Origin of the sequence: Serratia sp. PL17, assembly GCF_017832355.1 — a bacterium.
Taxonomy (GTDB): Bacteria; Pseudomonadota; Gammaproteobacteria; order Enterobacterales; family Enterobacteriaceae; genus Serratia.
The window spans coordinates 100,727-121,035 of sequence record NZ_JAFIBY010000010.1; the positions used below are offsets into that span (position 1 = coordinate 100,727).

Annotated in this window: 17 protein-coding genes; 8 read left to right on the top strand and 9 right to left on the bottom strand. The window is 55.2% G+C overall.

Annotation, left to right across the window (positions count from 1 at the left end):
• Window positions 1-37 precede the first annotated feature (37 nt).
• On the bottom strand, window positions 38-1,774 hold the full coding sequence (locus JOE25_RS23895) for an ABC transporter ATP-binding protein/permease (protein WP_209639731.1): 1,737 nt from the start codon (window positions 1,772-1,774) through the stop codon (window positions 38-40).
• A gap of 191 nt (window positions 1,775-1,965) precedes the next feature.
• Between JOE25_RS23895 and JOE25_RS23900 the strand changes: the two genes are divergently transcribed.
• Window positions 1,966-2,673: a tetratricopeptide repeat protein gene (locus JOE25_RS23900; protein ID WP_209639734.1), complete on the top strand. Its 708-nt coding sequence runs from the start codon at window positions 1,966-1,968 to the stop codon at window positions 2,671-2,673.
• 47 nt (window positions 2,674-2,720) lie between these two features.
• Here JOE25_RS23900 and JOE25_RS23905 read toward each other — a convergent pair whose 3' ends face one another.
• Both JOE25_RS23905 and JOE25_RS23910 read right to left on the bottom strand, forming a co-directional pair.
• On the bottom strand, window positions 2,721-3,371 hold the full coding sequence (locus JOE25_RS23905) for a DsbA family protein (RefSeq protein WP_209639737.1): 651 nt from the start codon (window positions 3,369-3,371) through the stop codon (window positions 2,721-2,723).
• Between the two features lie 112 nt (window positions 3,372-3,483).
• Complete coding sequence (locus tag JOE25_RS23910; protein WP_209639740.1) at window positions 3,484-4,368, bottom strand: MBL fold metallo-hydrolase; 885 nt, start codon at window positions 4,366-4,368, stop codon at window positions 3,484-3,486.
• A gap of 108 nt (window positions 4,369-4,476) precedes the next feature.
• Here JOE25_RS23910 and JOE25_RS23915 point away from each other — a divergent pair, with 108 nt between their 5' ends.
• Both JOE25_RS23915 and JOE25_RS23920 read left to right on the top strand, forming a co-directional pair.
• Window positions 4,477-5,385, top strand: coding sequence for a LysR family transcriptional regulator (locus JOE25_RS23915; RefSeq protein WP_209639743.1), 909 nt, complete (start codon window positions 4,477-4,479; stop codon window positions 5,383-5,385).
• 314 nt (window positions 5,386-5,699) lie between these two features.
• A complete protein-coding gene (locus JOE25_RS23920) occupies window positions 5,700-6,854 on the top strand; it encodes an MFS transporter (RefSeq protein ID WP_209639745.1) in 1,155 nt (384 codons plus the stop codon).
• On the opposite strand, the gene JOE25_RS23925 is transcribed toward JOE25_RS23920, so the two are convergent.
• Complete coding sequence (locus JOE25_RS23925) at window positions 6,844-7,767, bottom strand: LysR family transcriptional regulator (RefSeq protein WP_209639748.1); 924 nt, start codon at window positions 7,765-7,767, stop codon at window positions 6,844-6,846. The two genes, JOE25_RS23920 and JOE25_RS23925, sit on opposite strands and share 11 nt — an antisense overlap.
• A gap of 189 nt (window positions 7,768-7,956) precedes the next feature.
• Here JOE25_RS23925 and lysA point away from each other — a divergent pair, with 189 nt between their 5' ends.
• Complete coding sequence (lysA, locus tag JOE25_RS23930; protein WP_209639751.1) at window positions 7,957-9,219, top strand: diaminopimelate decarboxylase; 1,263 nt, start codon at window positions 7,957-7,959, stop codon at window positions 9,217-9,219.
• Window positions 9,220-9,249: 30 nt separating this feature from the next.
• On the opposite strand, the gene JOE25_RS23935 is transcribed toward lysA, so the two are convergent.
• The 3 genes from JOE25_RS23935 to JOE25_RS23945 form a co-directional block, all read right to left on the bottom strand.
• The gene (locus JOE25_RS23935) at window positions 9,250-9,552 is read right to left on the bottom strand and encodes a helix-turn-helix domain-containing protein (RefSeq protein ID WP_209639754.1); all 303 of its coding nucleotides are present in this window, start codon (window positions 9,550-9,552) and stop codon (window positions 9,250-9,252) included.
• A 5-nt stretch (window positions 9,553-9,557) separates the two neighbouring features.
• Complete coding sequence (locus JOE25_RS23940; RefSeq protein ID WP_209639757.1) at window positions 9,558-9,902, bottom strand: type II toxin-antitoxin system RelE/ParE family toxin; 345 nt, start codon at window positions 9,900-9,902, stop codon at window positions 9,558-9,560.
• A 139-nt stretch (window positions 9,903-10,041) separates the two neighbouring features.
• On the bottom strand, window positions 10,042-11,052 hold the full coding sequence (locus JOE25_RS23945) for a LacI family DNA-binding transcriptional regulator (protein ID WP_209639760.1): 1,011 nt from the start codon (window positions 11,050-11,052) through the stop codon (window positions 10,042-10,044).
• A 152-nt stretch (window positions 11,053-11,204) separates the two neighbouring features.
• Between JOE25_RS23945 and JOE25_RS23950 the strand changes: the two genes are divergently transcribed.
• Window positions 11,205-11,660 (top strand): GNAT family N-acetyltransferase, encoded by a 456-nt coding sequence (locus JOE25_RS23950; RefSeq protein ID WP_209639763.1) that lies wholly within the window; start codon window positions 11,205-11,207, stop codon window positions 11,658-11,660.
• Here JOE25_RS23950 and galR read toward each other — a convergent pair.
• A complete protein-coding gene (gene galR / locus JOE25_RS23955) occupies window positions 11,657-12,676 on the bottom strand; it encodes an HTH-type transcriptional regulator GalR (protein WP_209639766.1) in 1,020 nt (339 codons plus the stop codon). The genes JOE25_RS23950 and galR overlap by 4 nt on opposite strands.
• Before the next feature lie 219 nt (window positions 12,677-12,895).
• Between galR and JOE25_RS23960 the strand changes: the two genes are divergently transcribed.
• The 3 genes from JOE25_RS23960 to lplT all read left to right on the top strand — a co-directional run bounded on the left by JOE25_RS23960 (window position 12,896) and on the right by lplT (window position 19,138).
• Window positions 12,896-15,154 (top strand): molybdopterin guanine dinucleotide-containing S/N-oxide reductase, encoded by a 2,259-nt coding sequence (locus JOE25_RS23960; protein ID WP_209639769.1) that lies wholly within the window; start codon window positions 12,896-12,898, stop codon window positions 15,152-15,154.
• Between the two features lie 634 nt (window positions 15,155-15,788).
• Window positions 15,789-17,942 carry a bifunctional acyl-ACP--phospholipid O-acyltransferase/long-chain-fatty-acid--ACP ligase gene (gene aas / locus JOE25_RS23965; protein WP_209639771.1) on the top strand — a complete coding sequence of 718 codons (2,154 nt, stop codon included), beginning with the start codon at window positions 15,789-15,791 and terminating at the stop codon, window positions 17,940-17,942.
• A complete protein-coding gene (gene lplT, locus JOE25_RS23970) occupies window positions 17,942-19,138 on the top strand; it encodes a lysophospholipid transporter LplT (protein ID WP_209639774.1) in 1,197 nt (398 codons plus the stop codon). Before aas ends, lplT begins: the two co-directional genes overlap by 1 nt.
• A 37-nt stretch (window positions 19,139-19,175) precedes the next feature.
• Here lplT and JOE25_RS23975 read toward each other — a convergent pair whose 3' ends face one another.
• Window positions 19,176-20,216, bottom strand: a complete 1,041-nt coding sequence (locus tag JOE25_RS23975; protein ID WP_209639777.1) for an NADP(H)-dependent aldo-keto reductase — start codon at window positions 20,214-20,216, stop codon at window positions 19,176-19,178.
• Window positions 20,217-20,309: the final 93 nt, after the last annotated feature.

Here is a 20,309-nt window from a genome sequence, read left to right on the forward strand (position 1 = left end):
CGGGCGCCGCCATGGTAGGGGGCGCCCGGTCGGTCGGTTAGCCCGCGATGGGCAGTGGGCTCAGTGACATGCGGGCCGGTTGGTTTTCTTCCACACGATTAAAACGCCAGCAGCTTTGATGGTATTTCGCTACGCTGTTGCGGTGCGCCACGCTGACTAAGGTCACCTGCGGTAACTCATCCACCAGTAAACAGTACATCAGTTGTTCTGTCTCGTCGTCCAGCGCACTGGTGGCTTCGTCGAGGAACAAAATGTCTGGGCGGGTAAGAATGGCGCGGGCGAATGCCAGCCGTTGTTGTTCACCCGGCGACAGGCGCTGACTCCAGTTGGCACTGGTATCCAGCCAGCGCTGCAGATGCTTCAGCCGGCAATTTTCCAACACCTTCAACAACTGCTCATCAGGGTATTCGGCTGCAAGATGCGGATAGCTCAGCGCTTCCCGCAGTGTACCGATCGGAATATAACTGCGCTGTGGCAAAAATAGGGTACTGCTGGCGGCGTCGCGCCCAATCGCACCAGAGCCATATGGCCAGATACCGGCGATAGCGCGTAGCAGCGTGGATTTACCGCAGCCCGATGGGCCGACAATCAGCACGCGTTCGCCGCGTTTCAGGGTCATCGACGTGGGATCCAGCAAAGGCTGGCCGTCTGGTAACTGCAGGCTGAGACGATCGAGGATCACCGGTTGGCCGTTTTCCTGCTGCAATTGAATGCCGCGTTGCTGATGGTGTACCTGATCCACGGCGGCGTTAAAACCGGCCAGACGGTTTACACAGGCTTTCCAGGTTGCCAAATCGCTGAAAGCGTCGATAAACCATGATAATGCGCCCTGGACCTGACCAAAGGCGGAAGAGATCTGCATGAGTCCCCCCATCTCGATGGCGCCAGAGAAGTAACGCGGCGCAGCCACCAGCATTGGGAAAACAATGGCGAATTGGCTGTAAAAGTTAGTGGCAATGTTGAGCCGTCGGGTGATGTGCATAATTGACCACCAGTTGGCGCGGATGGTGTCAAAGCGGTCGCCCAACTGTTGTGCTTCGCGCGGTTCACCCTGATACAGGGCAATCGCGTCGTTGTTTTCACGGATGCGGATCAGGCCGAAACGAAAGTTTGCCTCATAGCGCTCCTGATTAAAGCCGAGCTGGACCAATGGCTTGCCGACCCACCAGATCAAGAGCGAACCCAGCACCGCATACAAGAGGGCGAACCACACCATGTAACCAGGCAGGGTGATGGCATGCTGGTGAATGATAAAGGTCATTGGCCCACTGACGTGCCAAAGAATGGTAATAAAAGAAAACAGTGTCACCAGACTGGAGAGCAGCCCGAGCGACAAAGAGAGTGTGTACTGTGTCAGGACGTTGAGATCTTCGGCGATACGCTGGTCCGGGTTATCAACGATCTGCTGTTGCTCGGTGTGGTAATAGGCCTGATGTGCCAGCCATTTGCCCATGAATTTCTCTGTCATCCAGCGCCGCCAACGCATTTGCAGGCCTTGTGTCAGATAAATTTTATACACCGCCAGCACGATGAAAATGAGTGCCAAATAGGTAAAGCGCCACAGCTGTGCCTTGAATACCGGGTAGTTTTTGTTTTGCAGCGCGTCATAGAACACTTGGTTCCATTGGTTGATCAATACGCTGATATACACCAACCCGAGCGACAGGACGATGATGGCGATCAGCATCGACCAGGCCCGCCATTTTTCTTCCGAAACCCAGAATGGCTTTATCAATTGCCAGACGGCATGTTTGGAGGTAGGGGTTGTGTTCATGGGATCCCATAAATTATGCATTTTCTTCAGCATGGGCCGGGGGCAAGTAACAAACAAACCTGGACTGTAAGCAGTTTTAACGCAGCTAACCGTTTGAAATATTGCGACTGAATCGTCAGGGGTGATGCCATGCCCGATGGCGGTTATACTGGCGCCGAAATTGGGTTTTTTTATTGCGGAAAGGATAAGTGATGAAGGCGTTGGTCCCCTTGCTGTTGGCCTATGGCGTGCTCGTTAGCGACCAGGCTATGGCACAGATTGATGAGCCGGATATTAATGCCGATTGTCACAAAGTGGCGAGCTACGCTGAACTGGGGAACAGTGCCTATAAGCGCGGCGACTATTCGCATGCCGCCGATATTTTCCGCGATCAGGCTGCCTGGAGCGAGTTTTGTGGTCTGGACGAACAGGCAACAGCCACGGCCTACAATAACGTGGCGTTGGCCCTGATGCATGCAGGTGAATTGCTCAAGGCTCGGGCTTATTTAGAGCTGGCGCCGCAAGACAGTAAATCCCGGCATAATCTAACGCTGTTGCAGCAGCGGTTAGCGAAGCAGCCACCGCTGGACGGGCCCGGCGGTGTCTACTGGCAATATGCCGGACGTGGCGTATGGAGCGAAGTGGACATCAAACCGCAGGATGGGCACTGGCTGATAAGCTATTCCGGCTATTACATGCCGCAGATGGGCCTGTATTACGGACCGAATATGGGGGAGTTCGCCGAAGTGCTACCGATTGAACATGGCAAAGCGGTGTACCATCAACGGGAACCGGAGGACGCAACGACCTGTGATGTGTCCATGCAGTTCAGGGCTGATTCGCTGGACATGCGCACCCATGGCGACTGCGGTTTTGGCTTTAACGTGCGGGCTGAAGGGCGCTTTGTGCGGGTTGAATAGTGAGCCCCGGGTATTCAATCGCATGAACGCCCGGGGCTGTGGCCGCTTTAAGCCCAGGTGGTGGCACCACTGAGCAACTCTTTCCAGGCCTCGACATTGCCCAGATAGTTACCCACAGGGAGTTGGCGCAAATGACCTTCGCTGTCTTCCAACGCAAAGGTCGGGAACCCTTGACCGTGAATTTTGGCCAAAAGCGCCCGGCTTTGCGCAATGTGCTGGGCGGTCGGCGCACCGGCGTTAAAACGCATTTCGGCGATGAACGGCGCAGAGGCTAAGCCTAACTCCTTCGCCAAGGCTTCCAACACCGGCGTGTCGGCGATACGTCGGCCTTCCTTATAATGCGCCTCTTGAATGCGATGCAGCATATCCAGCCCACGCCCTGCCAGCGCTTGGGCCGCCAGTATTGCAGTAATTGGCGGCTCAGAGTCCATGACTGCGGTGGTGTCACGCAGTAGCCCGTTGAAATAGGCCTCACCGAAAGGTTGCCCGGTTAACTCCGCAATACGTTTATCGTGCGGAATGACATAGTTGCGCCATTCGTCCGTGATCTGACGGCGATTGTTGCCGGTCATCATGCCGCCAGCGTGCAGGGCGATGGTCAGCCCTGGAATAGTTTTGGCCGCTTTTACCAGTGGGGCAGCGCCATAGCACCAGCCACACAGCGGATCGAAAATATAATGCAGAGTCGTGCCGGTCATCTTTATTCCTCGTTATACCTCTTGTCTTCCAGGCGGCAGCATTGCCACCTGGAAGAGGTCAGGTACTTATCTGTGCAATCAATAACGCCTTAGCCTGCTTTTTGTTGCACGCTTATTGAGGCCACTTCATTTCGCCTTTCAGCACTTTGGCGCTCAGTTCCAGACTCGATTCATCTTTCAGGTTCGGGTAATGCTTTTTCATCGCCGCAATCAGTTCTGCAGAGTTTTTGGTCTTCGGCAGCTCAGCTTCCAGCGTGGTCAGGTAATTCTGGGTAAAGGTGACGGACTTAAGTGTCTGATCGGCACCCGGCAGGAAGTGACCAGGAACAACGACGTTTGGCTTCAATGCTTTGATGCCTTCCAGCGTTTGTTGCCAGTGTGCACGTGATTCAACCGTTTGGTTATCGGCGACCCACGGGTGGATATTGTCACCGGCAACGGGAACACCGCCCACGACAGCCTTCAGCGCGGGGATCCACACATAGGTGCGCTCTGGTGTTGGGCCCGTCAGGCCTTTCACTTCCACTTTCTGGCCGTCAACGGTGAAACTGTCACCCTGCAACGCCTGAGGTACAACGACCGCTTTTGGTGCGTTATCTTTCAGGATCGGGCCCCAGTACGCGACTTTGCCGTCTTTGGTTGCGTTGATTTCTTTGATCGTGCCAGGTGACGCGATGATTTTTGCCTGTGGGAAAGCGGCCTTAATGACGTCCAGACCGAAGTAGAAATCAGGATCTGAATGGCTGATATAGACGGTGGTCAGTTTTTTACCGGTCGCTTTGATCTTTTTCACCAGTTCTTCCGCGTCGTTGCGCTGGAACTGGGCATCGATCAAGGCCACTTCGTGTTTGCCGCTGATGATTTCAGATGACACAGGGAACACGCTTTTCTCGCCTGGATTGTACACTTCCATGGTCAGGGTATTGGCCGCAGTGGCGTAGGCACTGAAGGCCGTGATGCCGGCGAAGGCCAGAGTCAATAATGATTTGTTAAACATGGTTAGAGATCCTTGAGTCGCGATTAATGTTGTACAGATGTTAGGTTGCATAAAGCGATAGAAAAACCGGATAATAAGCAATTATTCATTGCGTAAATCGGACGAATCATGGATCGCATTACCGCAGCTGAGGTTTTTATCACCATTGTTGACCGTGGCAGCATGATTGCCGCCGCAGAAACGTTGGAAATGTCGCGAGCGATGGTGACCCGTTATCTCGCCCAGATGGAGCAATGGGCCGGCGCACGTTTACTGCACCGTACTACCCGTAAGCTTAGTCTGACTGACGCCGGAGAGCGCACATTGGAGCGTTGCCGACAGATGCTGGCGCTGGCAGGTGAGATTGATCTGGTTGAAAGTGAACAGAGCGACGAACTGCGTGGCTTGCTGCGCATCACCTGTTCGCAGTCCTTGGGTCAGACGGTGCTGGTGGGGGCGGTTGCGCAATACCTCAAGCGCCACCCGCAGGTTGCGGTGGATCTGCAAATGAATAATCGCACGGTGAATTTGGTGGAAGAGCGCATTGATTTGGCATTGCGTATCACGAATGAACTGGATCCCAATTTAATCGCTCGGCCATTGTCATCCTGTGCATCCGTAGTCTGTGCGTCTCCGGCTTATCTGGCGGCGCAGGGTACGCCACGTCACCCACAAGATCTGGCATTGCACAACTGTCTGACGTATTCCTACTTCGGTAAAAGCCTGTGGCATTTTGATCACCAAGGGGTGAAATCGGCGGTCGCGGTGAGCGGTAATCTCAGTGCCAATGAATCCGTGGTGTTGATGGCGGGGACCGTACAGGGGGCCGGTATTTCCATGCAGCCTTATTATTCGGCAGCGCCGTTGTTGGCCAGTGGCGAGCTGATTGAGCTGATGCCGGATTACCAGCCCCAATCTATGGGGATTTACGGTATTTACACCTCACGCCGGCAAATGCCGGCCACTTTGCGCACCATGTTGGATTTTCTGGTGGAGTGGTTTGCCAATGATGCCGACTGGCGGGCGACGCTGCGCTGATATCGTTAACAACACGGTAATATTTGTACACATTTTTCATCATCAGCGCATTCAAGCGGTTAGACGGCTGAGGGGATCTTTTTGTGCCCTGTCACGGCCCGGTCACTGGTTCTCATACTGACCATCATGTTATTCCTGTCGTGTGAGAAGGGTGAATAAGACTTAATAATTATAGGGTTAAGCAGATTCCCTGGCTCTTTGAACGCCATTTCTGATTCTTCACGGGCAACCTGTCAGGCTGGCCGGCGATTTTTTGTGTTTTTATCTGCCTCGTGCGACTGCCGCCGGGGCTTTGTTGATTGGGAGCGTTACACATGCCTGTTTCTCTGCTCGCACTGGCATTAAGTGCATTTGCCATCGGCACGACCGAGTTCGTTATTATGGGGTTGCTGCCTGAAGTTGCCAGGGATCTGCAGGTCTCTATTCCTTCCGCCGGTTGGTTGATCAGCGGCTATGCGCTGGGTGTGGCTATCGGCGCGCCGATCATGGCGCTGCTGACCGCCAGGCTGCCGCGTAAAAAAACCTTGTTGCTGCTGATGGTGATTTTTATCTTTGGCAACATTATGTGCGCCCTGGGTTACAGCTACGATTTCCTGATGCTGGCGCGCATTATCACTGCACTGTGCCACGGTGCGTTTTTCGGTATTGGTGCGGTTGTGGCGGCTAACCTGGTGGCACCTAACCGTCGTGCCTCTGCGGTCGCGCTGATGTTCACCGGCCTGACGCTGGCTAACGTGTTGGGTGTGCCACTCGGCACCGCATTGGGGCAGGCATTGGGGTGGCGCTCGACGTTCTGGGCGGTGGCCGTGATCGGCGTATTATCCTTGATGGCGCTGTACAGCAAGCTGCCAACGGTGAAGGATGAAACACCGACCGATCTGAAAAAAGAGTTGGCGGCGCTGCGCGGCGGCGGTATCTGGCTTTCGCTACTGATGACGGTGGCCTTTGCCGCATCGATGTTCGCGCTGTTTACTTATATCGCCCCCTTGTTGACTGAAGTGACCGGCGTTTCGTCGCACGGCGTGAGTTGGACGCTGCTGCTGATGGGCGTGGGCCTGACGCTGGGCAATATCCTTGGCGGCCGTCTGGCTGACTGGCGTTTGCCGCTGACGTTGACCTGCACTTTCCTGGTGATTGCCTGCTTCGCTGCGCTATTTAGCTGGACCAGCCATGCGATGGTGCAGGCAGAAATCACGCTGTTCCTGTGGGCGGCTGCGGCATTTGCTGCGGTACCCGCACTGCAAATCAACGTGGTGACTTACGGTAAGAAAGCCCCCAATCTGGTGTCCACGCTGAACATTGCCGCGTTTAATGTCGGCAATGCTATTGGTGCCTGGGTAGGTGGAGTCGTGATCGCGCAAGGACTGGGATTGACCAGCGTACCTCTGGCCGCTGCGGGGATCGCATTGCTGGGGTTGGTTCTGTGCCTGATCACCTTCAGCCGTGCCAAGCGCCCGGCTAGCGCGTAATTACCGCGGCCAAGCGGGCGGGGAGCGTCTCCGCCTGCTGTTGCAAATGCTCGGTAAAGGCGGTGACCAGTGCCGAGGCCGGACGATGCAACGGCCGGATCAAACTGACGGTGAAGGGGACGTCAACGCTGAATGGGCGGATGTGAACGCCGCTGTGGGCGTAGTCAAGCGCCGTTAACGGGTTGACGATCGATACCCCGACCCCGGCTTTAACCATTGCGCAGACTGATGCGGCGCTGTGGGTTTCCATCACCAGACGGCGGTTCACCCCTTCCTCACTGAACAGCGAATCCAGCAGTTGGCGGTAACTGTCGGTGTTTGACAGGCTGACGAAGTGTTGATCAGCAAAGTCCTGCGGTGTCAGCACCGTTTTTGCCAGCAGTGGGTGCCCTGCCGGTAGCACACACACTTCGTTCAACGTCATCAGCGTCATGCGCTCGGTGCCTGCCGGTGTCAGGGTATTTTCCGTCAGGCCCAAATCGTGGCGCTGTGCCGACAACCATTCTTCCAGCAACGGTGACTCCTGCGGGATGACGCTGAAGCTCACTTCTGGATAGCGATCAATAAAGGGTTTGCACACGGCGGGTAACAGCGACTGCGAGAACACCGGCAGGCAAGCGATCGAAAGCTGTGCTTGCTGAAACTGGCGGATGCCCGCGGCGGCGTTAACGATGCGATCCAGGCCATAATAAGAGCGTTGAACCTCCTCCAACAGCCTCAAGCCTTGAACCGTTGGGGACAAACGGCCCCGCACCCGCTCGAATAATTGCAATTGAATCAGTTTCTCAAAGCGTGCCAGCTCGCGGCTGACGGTGGGCTGAGAGGTTTGCAGCAGTGCAGCGGCCTCGGTCAGATTGCCGGTCGTCATCACCGCATAGAAGATTTCAATCTGGCGCAGGGTTATCGCGTGCATCGAGAGGGTCCTTAACGAGCAAAGCCATATCATAAATGAATAGACTCTGGCTAAATAGATATTTTCCACCCGAGAAAGAGTGCGGCAATATTAAGGTCATTAACCAGCCCTAGGGATTTCCAATCGCAGTTAACAGCGCCGCGATGTGAAATACGACGGCCAGACCACTTTCGAACCGGGGACATCACCATGCCACGCGCTTTGCACGACACTTCGACGGCTCTTAATGCCGCTAACCTGCTGGCTTTGCCGCAGCGTTTTGGTTGCCCTGTATGGGCTTATGATGCTGCTATCATCAGTGAGCGCATTAGCCAACTGCGTCATTTTGATGTGATCCGCTTCGCCCAGAAGGCGTGTTCGAATATCCATATTTTGCGCCTGATGCGTGAGCAGGGCGTTAAAGTGGATTCAGTGTCGCTCGGTGAGATCGAACGTGCATTGCAAGCAGGGTTTCAGCCGGGCGGCGAGCCAAGTGAAATCGTGTTTACTGCCGACGTGCTGGACCATGCAACGCTGGCACGCGTCAGTGAGCTGAAAATCCCGGTCAATGTCGGGTCGATCGACATGTTGGAGCAACTGGGTCAGGTGTCTGCAGAGCATCCCGTGTGGCTGCGTATCAACCCAGGCTTTGGGCATGGTCACAGTCAGAAAACCAATACCGGCGGCGAGAACAGCAAGCACGGCATTTGGTATGCCGATTTGCCGCAGGCAGTAGAAAAAATTCAACAATATGGCCTGAAGCTGATCGGCGTGCATATGCATATCGGCTCGGGCGTTGATTACCAACACCTGGAGCGCGTGTGTGACGCCATGGTGCAGCAGGTCATTGACCTCGGTCAGGATATCAGCGCCATCTCAGCCGGCGGCGGCCTGTCTATCCCGTATCAATACGGTGAAGAGGCGATTGATACCGAACACTATTTTGGCCTGTGGAACCGCGCCCGTGAGCGTATTGCCGCCCATTTGGGCCACCCGATAAGCCTGGAGATTGAACCGGGCCGTTTCCTGATGGCGGAAGCCGGGGTGCTGGTCGCTGAGGTGCGCGCGGTGAAAGATATGGGTAGCCGCCACTTTGTGCTGGTGGATGCCGGTTTTAACGATTTGATGCGTCCGGCGATGTACGGCAGCTACCACCATATTTCTTTGTTACCGGCCGATGGCCGCGATACTGCCAACCAGCCATTGCGCGATACCGTGATCGCCGGGCCGCTGTGCGAATCGGGTGATGTCTTTACCCAGCAGGCCGGTGGCGGTATTGAAACCCGCGAACTGCCGCCAGTGCAGGTTGGCGATTATCTGGTATTCCATGATACCGGGGCGTATGGCGCCTCAATGTCATCGAACTACAACAGCCGTCCGCTGCTGCCGGAGGTGCTGTTTGAGAACGGTGAACCGCGCTTGATCCGTCGTCGACAGACGATTGAAGAGTTGATAGCGCTGGAATTGCTCTGATTGTTTTGGGCGCAGCCTGCTGCACCCGTTTCACAGCGTCATGCGTCGATGTTGGCCGTTGGGGAGTTGGACGTCCAGCGACAGCGTGCCTCCCATTGCTTCAATGTAGCGCTTCAGCGAAGAGAGTTTGATTTCGCTGCCGCGTTTCTCCAGATTAGCAACCGAAGGCTGGCTGATACCCAGCCGCTTGGCCAGTTCTGCCTGGGACACGGCCAGTTCTTCTCGCAGCATTGCCAGCCGTAGCTCAAAAATCTCGTTGTCCGCTTTTTGTCGTGCCGCTTCAACGACGTTTGGGTCGAGTTTATCGATCAGATTTGATAATGGCTTGGCCATATACGTTACCTCAGGGTTGCCAGATAATATGAAAATTCTCTCACGGCGATGGGCAACATTTGCTGATAGAAGCGTTTATTGCCGGTTTCATCGCCACCACATAGCAGGACGGCCTGCCGTTGTGGGTCGAAGGCGAAGAAAACCCGAAATGGGCGCCCACGGTGCTGAATACGCAGTTCTTTCAAATGCTGTATTTTGCCATGGTGATGCAGCGTGTCGGCATGCGGACGTGCCAGCAAAGGGCCAAACTCCTGCAGTTTAAAAATGCCCACTAAGAGGCTTTCTTGTTCATCCCCGTTTAATGATAAAAACCAGCTGTCGAATCGTTCGACGGTCACAACCTGCCACATGTCACGCTCCGAATATAGCTTCAGGGCTATATAGTGTAAAGGCTATCGTGGTGACAATATGCTGCCAAGTTGCAGGTAAGGGAAATTGCAGTGGAAGAAATGCGGCGCGGTGCGCAACCGACAACAACGCCAGTGGGAATCAATCAGCGTATGGCCCTGGAATCACTGATTCACGTAGCCGTAATTCACCGGTAAAAGGCGGGAGCGGCTGGATGTCTTCTCGGTTGATCAAGCGGAAAGCCTGGCTGATGGCGGCTTCGATCATGACATCGATCGGCAGATAAACCGTGGAGAGCGCAGGTTGTAAATAGGCGGCGCTGGGTTCGTCGTCAAAGCCGAACAGCGAGACATCCTGTGGCAGGCGTTTGCCGGCATCGTGCAGCGCCTTCATCGCGCCCACCGCCATATCGTCGTTGCAGGCGAACAGGGCGCTGAAATTGCTATTCTCGTCCAGTAAACGCTGTACCCCCTGATAACCACTTTGTACGCTGCTGTCGCCATAGGCCACTCGTGAGGCATCGAAGGCAATCTGATGGTGCTCAAGCGCCTGTTGGTAACCTGCCAGCCGCGCCTGAGCAGTAGGCGTCCTGATGGGGCCGGTAATGCAGGCGATCTCGCGGTGCCCTTGTTGAATCAGATAATCAACCGCATGGAAGGCAGCCTTTTGTTGTTCGAAGAACACGCAGCGTGCTCGCGCTTGCGGCAAATCGCGGTTGATCACCATAATCGGTACCGGCAGGCTGTCCAGCAAATCCATCAGTGCAGATTCGGACATGAAGCGAGTATAGAGAATAATGGCATCACAGCGCCGATCGGCCAACAGCTGCACTGCCTGGAGCTCATCTTCCGGTGTGTCGTGGCCGTCGGTGACAATCAAGTGCTTGCCGCTGGCTTCAATCAGCTTAGCTGCACGGCGGAGCAGTCGCCCGAAGTAGGGGCCGTCGAAATTGGACACGACCAACCCGATGCTGTTGGAGCTTTTGTTCGCCAACGATTGGGCAAGGAAATTCGGGCGGTAACCCAGTTCGTCCATCGCTTTGAACACGGCTTCTCGGGTACTATTTTTCACCTGGCCGGTGCCATTTAACACGCGTGAAACTGTGGCTTTAGATACCCCCGCGCGAATGGAAACATCCAACATGGTGATCATCAGTGGCTTACCCCTTTCAACATCCGCTGGTGGCAAATAATGCTCAGTCTAGCATAGGGTTAGCTGTTGGCTGTGCGGCTTTTTATCGTGGTGACGGTGTCGCGGGCAAACGTGTGTAGATGAGAATCAAGCAATGAAAAAAGGGCGGTAGAATGACAAGTATTGTGCTGTTGGCTGACTTTCCTCAGTACCGTGAGCAGGTGATTGACTGGCAATGGCGGGCGTTCGGCAGCGAGAGCAGCCGGGCATTTTTCGCCAGTGTGGTAGACAGCGGCCTGCGTGGGGCGGATTTGCCCGTCACCTTTATCGCTCTGCTGGGGGATAAACTGGTTGGCACTGTCGGCTTATGGCGCTGTGATCTGATTAGCCGCCAAGATTTGACGCCTTGGCTGGCGGCGTTGTACATCGACGAAAGCCAGCGTGGCACTGGCCTGGGCCTGCAGTTGCAGCAGCATGTGCAGGATTACAGCCGGCAGCTTGGTTTCAGCGAGCTGTATCTTTACGCTGACTTCAGCGGTTATTACGAACGCCATGGCTGGCACTATATCGGTGACGCGCTGGATTATCCTGACCGCCCGGTGCGGCTGTATCACCGGGCGTTAGGCTAGTTCTGCTCGTACACGTTATTGATGCTGGACACCGAATGGCGGCGCACCAGCGTCGGGCTAAACATGTTGGTAATTTCGGGCCGTGGCAGGTTATTGGCCAGCGCCAGTGCCAATTCAGCCGCCTGGGTCGCCATGGCCACGACAGGATAGCGAATGGTTGTCAGGCGTGGTCGCAGGTAGCGTGAAATCAGCACGTCATCAAAGCCAATCAACGACATCTGTCCCGGCACGTCGACGCTGTTATCGCTGAGTACCGATAACGCGCCCGCAGCCATAGAATCGTTGTAGCAGGTCACTGCGGTAAAGTTTTTTCCCCGGCCAAGCAACTCGGTCATGGCGTGCTCACCCCCAATTTCGTCGGGTTCGCCGTAGGTAATCAGCTTTTCATCCACCGGGATGCCATGTTCCTGCAATGCATCGAGATAGCCTTGCAGACGGTCTGCTGCGTCAGAAATCTGGTGGGTGGAACAAATAATGGCAATACGCTGATGCCCTTGCTGGATCAAATGGCGGGTTGCCAGCCAGGCACCGTAACGGTCGTCAAGTGCGACGCAGCGAGATTCAAAACCTGGGAGCGTACGGTTAATCAGCACCATGCCAGGGATTTGCTGCATCCAGCCGCTTAATTCACGATCGGTCAGTTTTTTGGCATGCACCACCAGCGCAGCACAGCGATGGCGCACCAGTTGTTCGATCGCCTGACGTTCTTTTTCCGCATCGTGGTACCCGTTGCCGATCAGCAGAAAATTGTGGGTCGCGTAGGACACCTGTTCCACCGCTTTGACCATGGCGCCAAAGAAAGGATCGGACACGTCAGAGACAATCAATCCGAGCGTTTCGGTCGATTGCTGCGCCAGCGCGCGGGCGTTAGCGTTGGGGTGATATTGCAATTGTTCCATCGCGGCTTGCACGGCGGTGCGTGAGCCTTCGCTGGCTTTTGGGGAGTTATTTATTACACGGGATACCGTGGCCACGGAAACACCCGCCAGCCTGGCAACATCCTTTATGGTAGCCATATCTGTCATACATCCTGGGTAATCGCTTACATTCCTCAGTTTTGCGGAAAAAGTCCGGTGCTGCAAGCGCTGGCGATCGCAACTTGTGGTGGCTGTTGCAGATATGTGCGATTTATCGTGCGCTTAGACTTACCGGACGCATTAATAGCGCAATTTGTGCTTTGGTTCCGGGCACTGGCTGATGTTACTTTTGTGCATCTTTTCTTGTTCGAGAACCGCATGTCGATTAAACGTTATCCGCAACTCGCGCATTGGGGGGCTTATACCGCCGTGGTTGAAGACGGCAGGCTTATCCGTTGTGAGCCTTTTGCCGATGATCCGGATCCTTCTCCATTGCTCGACTCCATTGCGCCAATGGCCTATTCCGATAAGCGTATCCGCAAGCCGGCGGTGCGTCGTTCCTGGCTGCAAAAACGTGAAGGCAGTGACCACACGCTACGTGGTCGTGAGGATTTTGTTGAGGTTGACTGGGAGCTTGCACTTGATCTGGTGGCGGAAGAAAACCGGCGCGTGCGCGATCGTTACGGTCCTTCAGGCCTGTTTACCGGTTCCTACGGCTGGTCGTCCGCCGGCCGTTTGCATCATGCGCGTTCGTTGGTGCGGCGTTTTTACTTCAGTGGCGGTGGCGGCGTTGATCAGTTGGGTAACTACAGCTGGGGGGCGGCGCAGTTTTTCCTGCCGTATGTGATCGGCACCTTCACCCCATTGACCGGACGTGTCACCAGTTGGCCCAGTGTGATCGCGCACTGTGAGCTGTTTGTGGCCTTCGGTGGGCTGGCGTTGAAGAATGCCCAAGTGTCTTCTGGAGGGGCTGCTGAACATTCACTCAAGCCCTGGTTGCAAAAACTGGTTCAGAAAGGCACCCCGGTTATCAACATCAGCCCGATGCGCGATGACTGCCCGGCATTTGTTAATGCCGAATGGATCCCGATCCGTCCGAACACCGACGTGGCGTTGATGTTAGCGTTAGCGTACGAAATTCAACGACAAGGGGCGCAGGACGAAGCCTTCCTTTATAGCCACTGTACCGGTTACGACCAACTGGCGAATTATCTGCGTGGCGTGGATGACGGCGTGGCGAAAACGCCAGAATGGGCCAGCGCAATTACCGGCATTCCGGCGGCGCGCATTGCGTTGTTGGCGCAGCAACTGATTGGTGTACGCAGTTTTCTCACCTGTTCCTATTCAGTTCAGCGCGCCCACCGCGGCGAACAGCCCTACTGGATGATGATAGCGCTGTCGGCGATGCTTGGTCAGGTTGGGCTACCCGGCGGCGGTTTCTCGTTTGGCCATGGTTCGATGAATGGCGTTGGCAATCCGCGCGTGGACACGCCAGGGCCAATGATGTCGGTGGGGGAGAACCCATGTGGGTTGGCTATTCCCGTGGCGCGTATCTGCGACATGTTGCTGCACCCCGGCGAACCCTATCAGTTCCGCGGTGAAACCTTGCACTATCCGGATATCCATCTGGTGCATTGGGCCGGTGGCAACCCGTTCCATCACCATCAGCAGTTAAATCGACTGGTGGAGGGCTGGCAGAAGCCGGATACGGTGATTGTGCAGGATATCTGGTGGACACCGGCGGCAAAGATGGCAGATATCGTTCTGCCAGTCACGACCTCGCTGGAACGTAACGACATTGGCGGTTCATCACGCGATCGCTACGTGTTGGCGATGCATCAGGCCATTGCACCACAGCATCAAGCGCGCAACGATTTTGATATTTTTGCCGACTTGGCGGAGCGATTGGGTTATCGCGAGCAATTCACCGAAAACCGCAATGAACGGGCCTGGATCGAATCTATTTACCAACAGTGTGGGCAGGCGCAGGCGGGCACAGGGGTGGAATGGCCCGAATTTGACGATTTCTGGCGTAAAGGCTACGTCGAGTTGCCGGCACCGGCGAAGGAATTTGTGTTCTTTGACGACTTTCGTGCCAATCCAAAGGCTAACCCGCTGCAAACGCCGAGTGGCAAAATTGAGCTGTTCAGCGAGAAAATCGCCCGTTATCGCTATCCCGATTTTGCACCCCATCCGCAGTGGCAGCCGCCGGTCGAGTGGCTGGGGGCTCCACAGGCGAAAACGTGGCCGCTGCACCTGATTTCTATCCAGCCGAGTGACCGTTTGCATAGCCAGATGGATCCTGCGCCGCTAGCGCAAGGCAATAAAACCGCGGGTCGTGAGACTCTGTATATGCACCCTGAGGATGCAGAAAAACGGGGTATTGCCAATGGCGCCGAAGTGCAGGTTAGCAATGCGCGTGGTCACTGCCTGGCGGGCGTTGCTATTACCGATGGGGTCACACGTGGTGTGGTACTGATGGCGACCGGTGCCTGGTTTGATCCGGGGGTGGGTGACCAACAGTTACCGGTAGAGCAGTCCGGCAACCCCAATGTATTAACGCTGGATATCGGCACCTCGCCGCTAACCCAGGGGCCGAACGCCATGAGCTGCCTGGTAGAGGTGAGCACCCGATAAATAGCTGGTTACACTTTGCGCCCTAATGTTGCGATAGCCTGCTGGCTGGTATTTGGCAGCACGGGGTAAGTTTAACGTCCCAGAGGTATTGATTGGTGAGTTTCAACAACGTGTTTGTTGAACCCATATTAATTTGCACCAACCTACGCAGATGCGTAGGTTTTTTTTCCTGAAGCCCAGCTAACCCGCCTGCACAAAATCACATTTTGTATTTATCTTGCCCAGGATTGTTTAGCTTTCATTGAGTTATTTCTGCCAAGCGTGGGAAATTTACAGCTGGTTGCATTTAGAGCAAAACTCTTGCGATTGATCGGTAGTTTCTTAATCCACTCCTCTCTAGAGTAGGTGATCCCAGAGGTATTGATTGGTGAGAAATCAACATACTCTGTATGTTGAAGCCATTTTCAATTGCACCAACCTACGCGGATGCGTAGGTTTTTTTTTGCCTGCCATCTGCCATATAGTATTCTTTTCCCAACAACCATTTATCCCCTTTACCTTTCAAGGCGCTGGTGTGTTGGCTGCGCCCCAATGACTTACTTCTGTAAGCGCTTGGGGGCCCGTATGCTTGCGGCCATCCCGCTCCTTGAGATCTATTGGGGATACACTCATTTTGGGCCAAAGGGAGAAGGGCATGATCTTTTCTATGCTGCGGGTGTTGTTCCGCCTGTTGTACCGGGTACGTGTCGAAGGTGACGCCCGGCATTTTGATCAGCCAAAGCTGCTGATTACACCCAATCATATCTCCTTCCTTGATGGCATTTTGTTGGCGCTGTTCTTACCAATCAAACCAGTGTTTGCCGTTTATGCCAGCATTGGCGATCGTTGGTTTATGCGTTGGCTGCGGCCCTATATCGATTTTGTCTCACTCGACCCAACAAAACCGATGGCCATCAAGCAGCTGGTGCGCAGGGTGGAACAGGGACGACCGATTGTGGTTTTTCCTGAAGGGCGGATTACCGTTACCGGATCCTTGATGAAGGTTTACGATGGCGCTGCATTTATTGCCGCCAAATCGGGGGCGACCCTGGTGCCCATTCGGCTCGATGGTGCTGAATTCAGCCCCTTTGGCCGTATGGCTGGGGTGTTCAAGATCCGCTGGTTTCCACAGATCAGCATCCGGATCTTACCCCCAACGTCACTGCCGATGCCGATTGCCCCCCGTGCCCGCGATCGCCGTGCGCTTGCCGGGGACCGTTTGCATCAGATCATGATGCAGGCACGTATGGATACCCGCGAACCACAGACCTTGTTTCAAGCCCTGCTGGCAGCACAGCACCGTTACGGCAGCCGTAAGCCGTGCATCGAGGATATTAACTTTAAGGAAGACAGCTACCAGACGTTGATCAAAAAGGCTCTGGGTGTCAGCCGTATCCTGCAACGCTTTACTGCCGAGGGTGAGCATGTCGGCATGCTATTGCCGAATGCCACTATCACTGTCGCAGTGATTTTTGGCGCTTCACTGCGTAACCGTATTCCGGCGATGCTCAATTACACCGCCGGATCCAATGGCCTGAAAAGCGCCATGACCGCCGCCAATATCAAGACCATTGTCACTTCGCGCCAGTTTCTGGAGAAGGGCAAATTGACGCATTTACCGCAGCAGGTACCTGAAGCTAACTGGGTCTATCTGGAGGATTTGAAAGATACCGTTACTTTGACGGACAAATTGTGGATCCTTCGCCATTTGTTGCAACCTGTGCGGGCAATGCTGCCACAGCAGCCGGACGATGCTGCGTTGATCCTGTTTACCTCGGGCTCGGAAGGCAATCCAAAAGGCGTGGTGCATTCTCACGCCAGTTTATTGGCCAATGTTGAGCAGATCCGTACCATTGCTGATTTCACGCCACGTGATCGCTTTATGTCATCGCTACCCTTGTTCCACTCATTTGGCCTGACGGTCGGGTTGTTGACGCCGCTGATGACCGGTAGCCGTATTTTCCTCTATCCCAGTCCGCTCCATTACCGCGTGGTACCGGAGCTGGTGTATGACCGCAACTGCACCGTGTTGTTTGGTACTGCCACCTTCCTTAATAACTATGCACGCTTTGCCCATCCGTATGATTTTGCCCGTTTACGCTATGTCGTGGCTGGCGCGGAAAAGCTGGCAGACAGCACCAAACAAATTTATCAGGACAAATACGGCATTCGCATCCTCGAAGGCTATGGCGTAACAGAATGTGCACCTGTGGTGTCGATCAACGTACCGCTCGCGGCTAAGGTCGGTACGGTGGGGCGCATTATGCCGAAGATGGAGGCGCGGCTGATCGCGGTACCAGGCATTGATAACGGCGGGCGTCTGCAGTTGAAAGGGCCGAATATCATGAAGGGCTATTTGCGGGTGGAGCGTCCGGGCGAGTTGGAACCACCGGCGGCAGAGGATGCACAGGGTAACCTGCAACCGGGCTGGTATGATACCGGCGATATCGTCACATTAGACGAACAGGGATACTGTGTGATCCGTGGTCGAGTGAAGCGCTTTGCCAAACTGGCGGGTGAAATGGTTTCGCTAGAGAGTGTTGAGCTGTTGGCACAACGTGCAGCGCCAGAAGGGCAGCACGCTGCTACGGTGAAAAGCGATAGCAGTAAGGGCGAAGCGCTGGTGCTGTTTACCACGGCAGCAGGCATGAGCCGTGAAGCGTTGCTACGGGTCGCTCGTGAGTTGGGCAGCCCCGAGCTGACAGTGCCGCGTGATATTCGCATTTTGAAAACCTTGCCGGTGCTTGGCAGCGGTAAACCGGACTTTGTGACCCTGCGTAACATGGCTGAACAGCCGGAGACAGTCTGATGAGCTCGACGTTGAATACTGATTCACCTCTGCTTTCACGCAGTATGATCGCCGTGATCTGTGCGCAGTTCCTGTCCGCTTTTGGCGATAATGCGTTGTTGTTCGCCACGCTGGCGCTGATCAAACAACAACTCTACCCGGACTGGAGTCAGCCGATTTTGCAAATGGCTTTTGTCGCGACCTACATCGTTCTGGCTCCCTTTGTCGGTCAGGTCGCCGACAGTTTCGCCAAGGGGCGAGTGATGATGGTGGCCAATGGATTGAAGCTTGCTGGCGCACTGGTCATCTGTTTTGGGCTCAATCCGTTCCTTGGTTATAGCCTGGTGGGTGTCGGCGCCGCAGCCTATTCGCCGGCAAAATACGGCATTCTGGGGGAGATCACCGGCGGTGAAAAGCTGGTCAAGGCCAACGGCCTGATGGAGGCTTCCACTATTGCTGCGATCCTGATTGGCTCTGTGGCCGGTGGTATATTGGCCGATTGGCATATCGTGGCGGCGCTGGCGGTGTGTGCATTGGTCTATGCGGCTGCGGTGATCGCCAACCTGTATATTCCGCGCTTGCCGGCGGCGCATCCGGCGGTTTCCTGGACGCCGCGTGCCATGACTCGCGCTTTCTTCAACGCTTGCGTGGTGCTGTGGCGCGATGGTCAGACACGTTTTTCATTGATTGGTACCAGCCTGTTCTGGGGCGCAGGGGTCACACTGCGTTTTCTGCTGGTGCTGTGGGTACCCGTGGCGCTCGGTATCACGGATAACGCCACGCCAACGCTACTCAATGCGATGGTGGCGGTTGGGATTGTGGTGGGGGCCGGTGCCGCCGCGCGCTTTGTCACATTGGAGACGGTGAAACGCTGCATGCCTGCCGGGATTTTGATCGGTGTCGCTGTGGCGGTATTTGCACTGCAAACGACCCTGTTTAACGCCTATGTGGTGTTGTTGATTATCGGCGTGTTGGGCGGCTTCTTTGTGGTACCGCTGAATGCCTTATTACAGGAACGGGGCAAAAACTCGGTGGGGGCAGGCAATGCGATCGCGGTGCAAAACCTGGGAGAGAACACCGCAATGTTGCTGATGCTCGGGCTGTATTCTCTGGCGGTGAAAGTCAGCGTGCCGGTGGTTGGCGTAGGAATTGGTTTTGGCGTGGTGTTTGCGCTGGCGATAAGCGCACTGTGGTTGTCGCAGCGGCGGGCAAAATAACAGATGGGGCGCGGTTCATTTACGCGCCCCACATGATTTATGGTGCAGGAATAGTAAAGAGGGTATGGATTTCTTCCAGCCCTTGAAGAACGTCTTCATTCAACACCACGTCGAAACTGTCGATGTTGGTTTTCAGTTGCTCTAACGTGGTGGCGCCCAGCAGGGTACTGGCAACGAAAGGTTGCTGACGTACAAAGGCCAGCGCCATTTGTGACGGATCCAGCCCGTGTTTTTTGGCTAATGCGACATATTCTGCAATGGCCAGCTGCGTTTGCGGCGCAGAGTAGCGGTTAAAGCGGCTAAATAGCGTATTACGCGCTCCGGCAGGCTTGGCACCGTTCAGGTATTTGCCACTGAGCGTACCGAACGCCAGGCTGGAATAGGCCAGCAGTTCGACGCCCTCATGCTGGCTGATCTCGGCCAGGGCTATTTCAAAACTGCGGTTCAGCAGGCTGTAGGGGTTCTGAATAGAGACGATGCGCGGTAACTCGTGCTTTTCAGCCAATTGCAGATAACGCATCACGCCCCATGGCGTTTCATTAGACACCCCGATATAGCGGATTTTACCGGCACGTACCTGTTCGGTCAGGGCTTCCAGCGTTTCCAGCAGGGTGACGGTGGCTTTATCGTCGGTGTATTGATAATTAAGCTTGCCGAAGAAATTGGTCGCTCGCTGCGGCCAGTGCAGCTGGTAGAGATCGAGATAATCGGTGTTTAGTCGCTTCAGGCTGGCATCCAGAGCTGCGCGGATATTTTTGCGGTCTAATGCCTGCTGCGGGCGGATGCTGCTATCGGTGCCACGCACCGGCCCGGCGATCTTGCTGGCCAGCACGATCTTCTCACGATTGCCGCGTGCCTTGATCCAACTGCCGATGTATTGCTCAGTCAACCCCTGGGTTTCTGGACGGGGCGGTACCGGATACATCTCTGCGGTGTCGATCAGGTTGACGCCAGCGGCTAATGCATAGTCGAGTTGCGCGTGGGCATCGGCTTCACTGTTCTGTTCGCCAAAGGTCATGGTGCCCAGTCCCAGCACGCTCACTTCTAAAGAACTGTGGGGAATACGGTGGTATTGCATTAACGGCCTTCCTTTCATGTTAGCGCTACGGGCTGTACCGCCCGGTGAAACAGGAGCCAAAGGGCAGGCTGCGGCAAACAGCCTGCAAGGCGG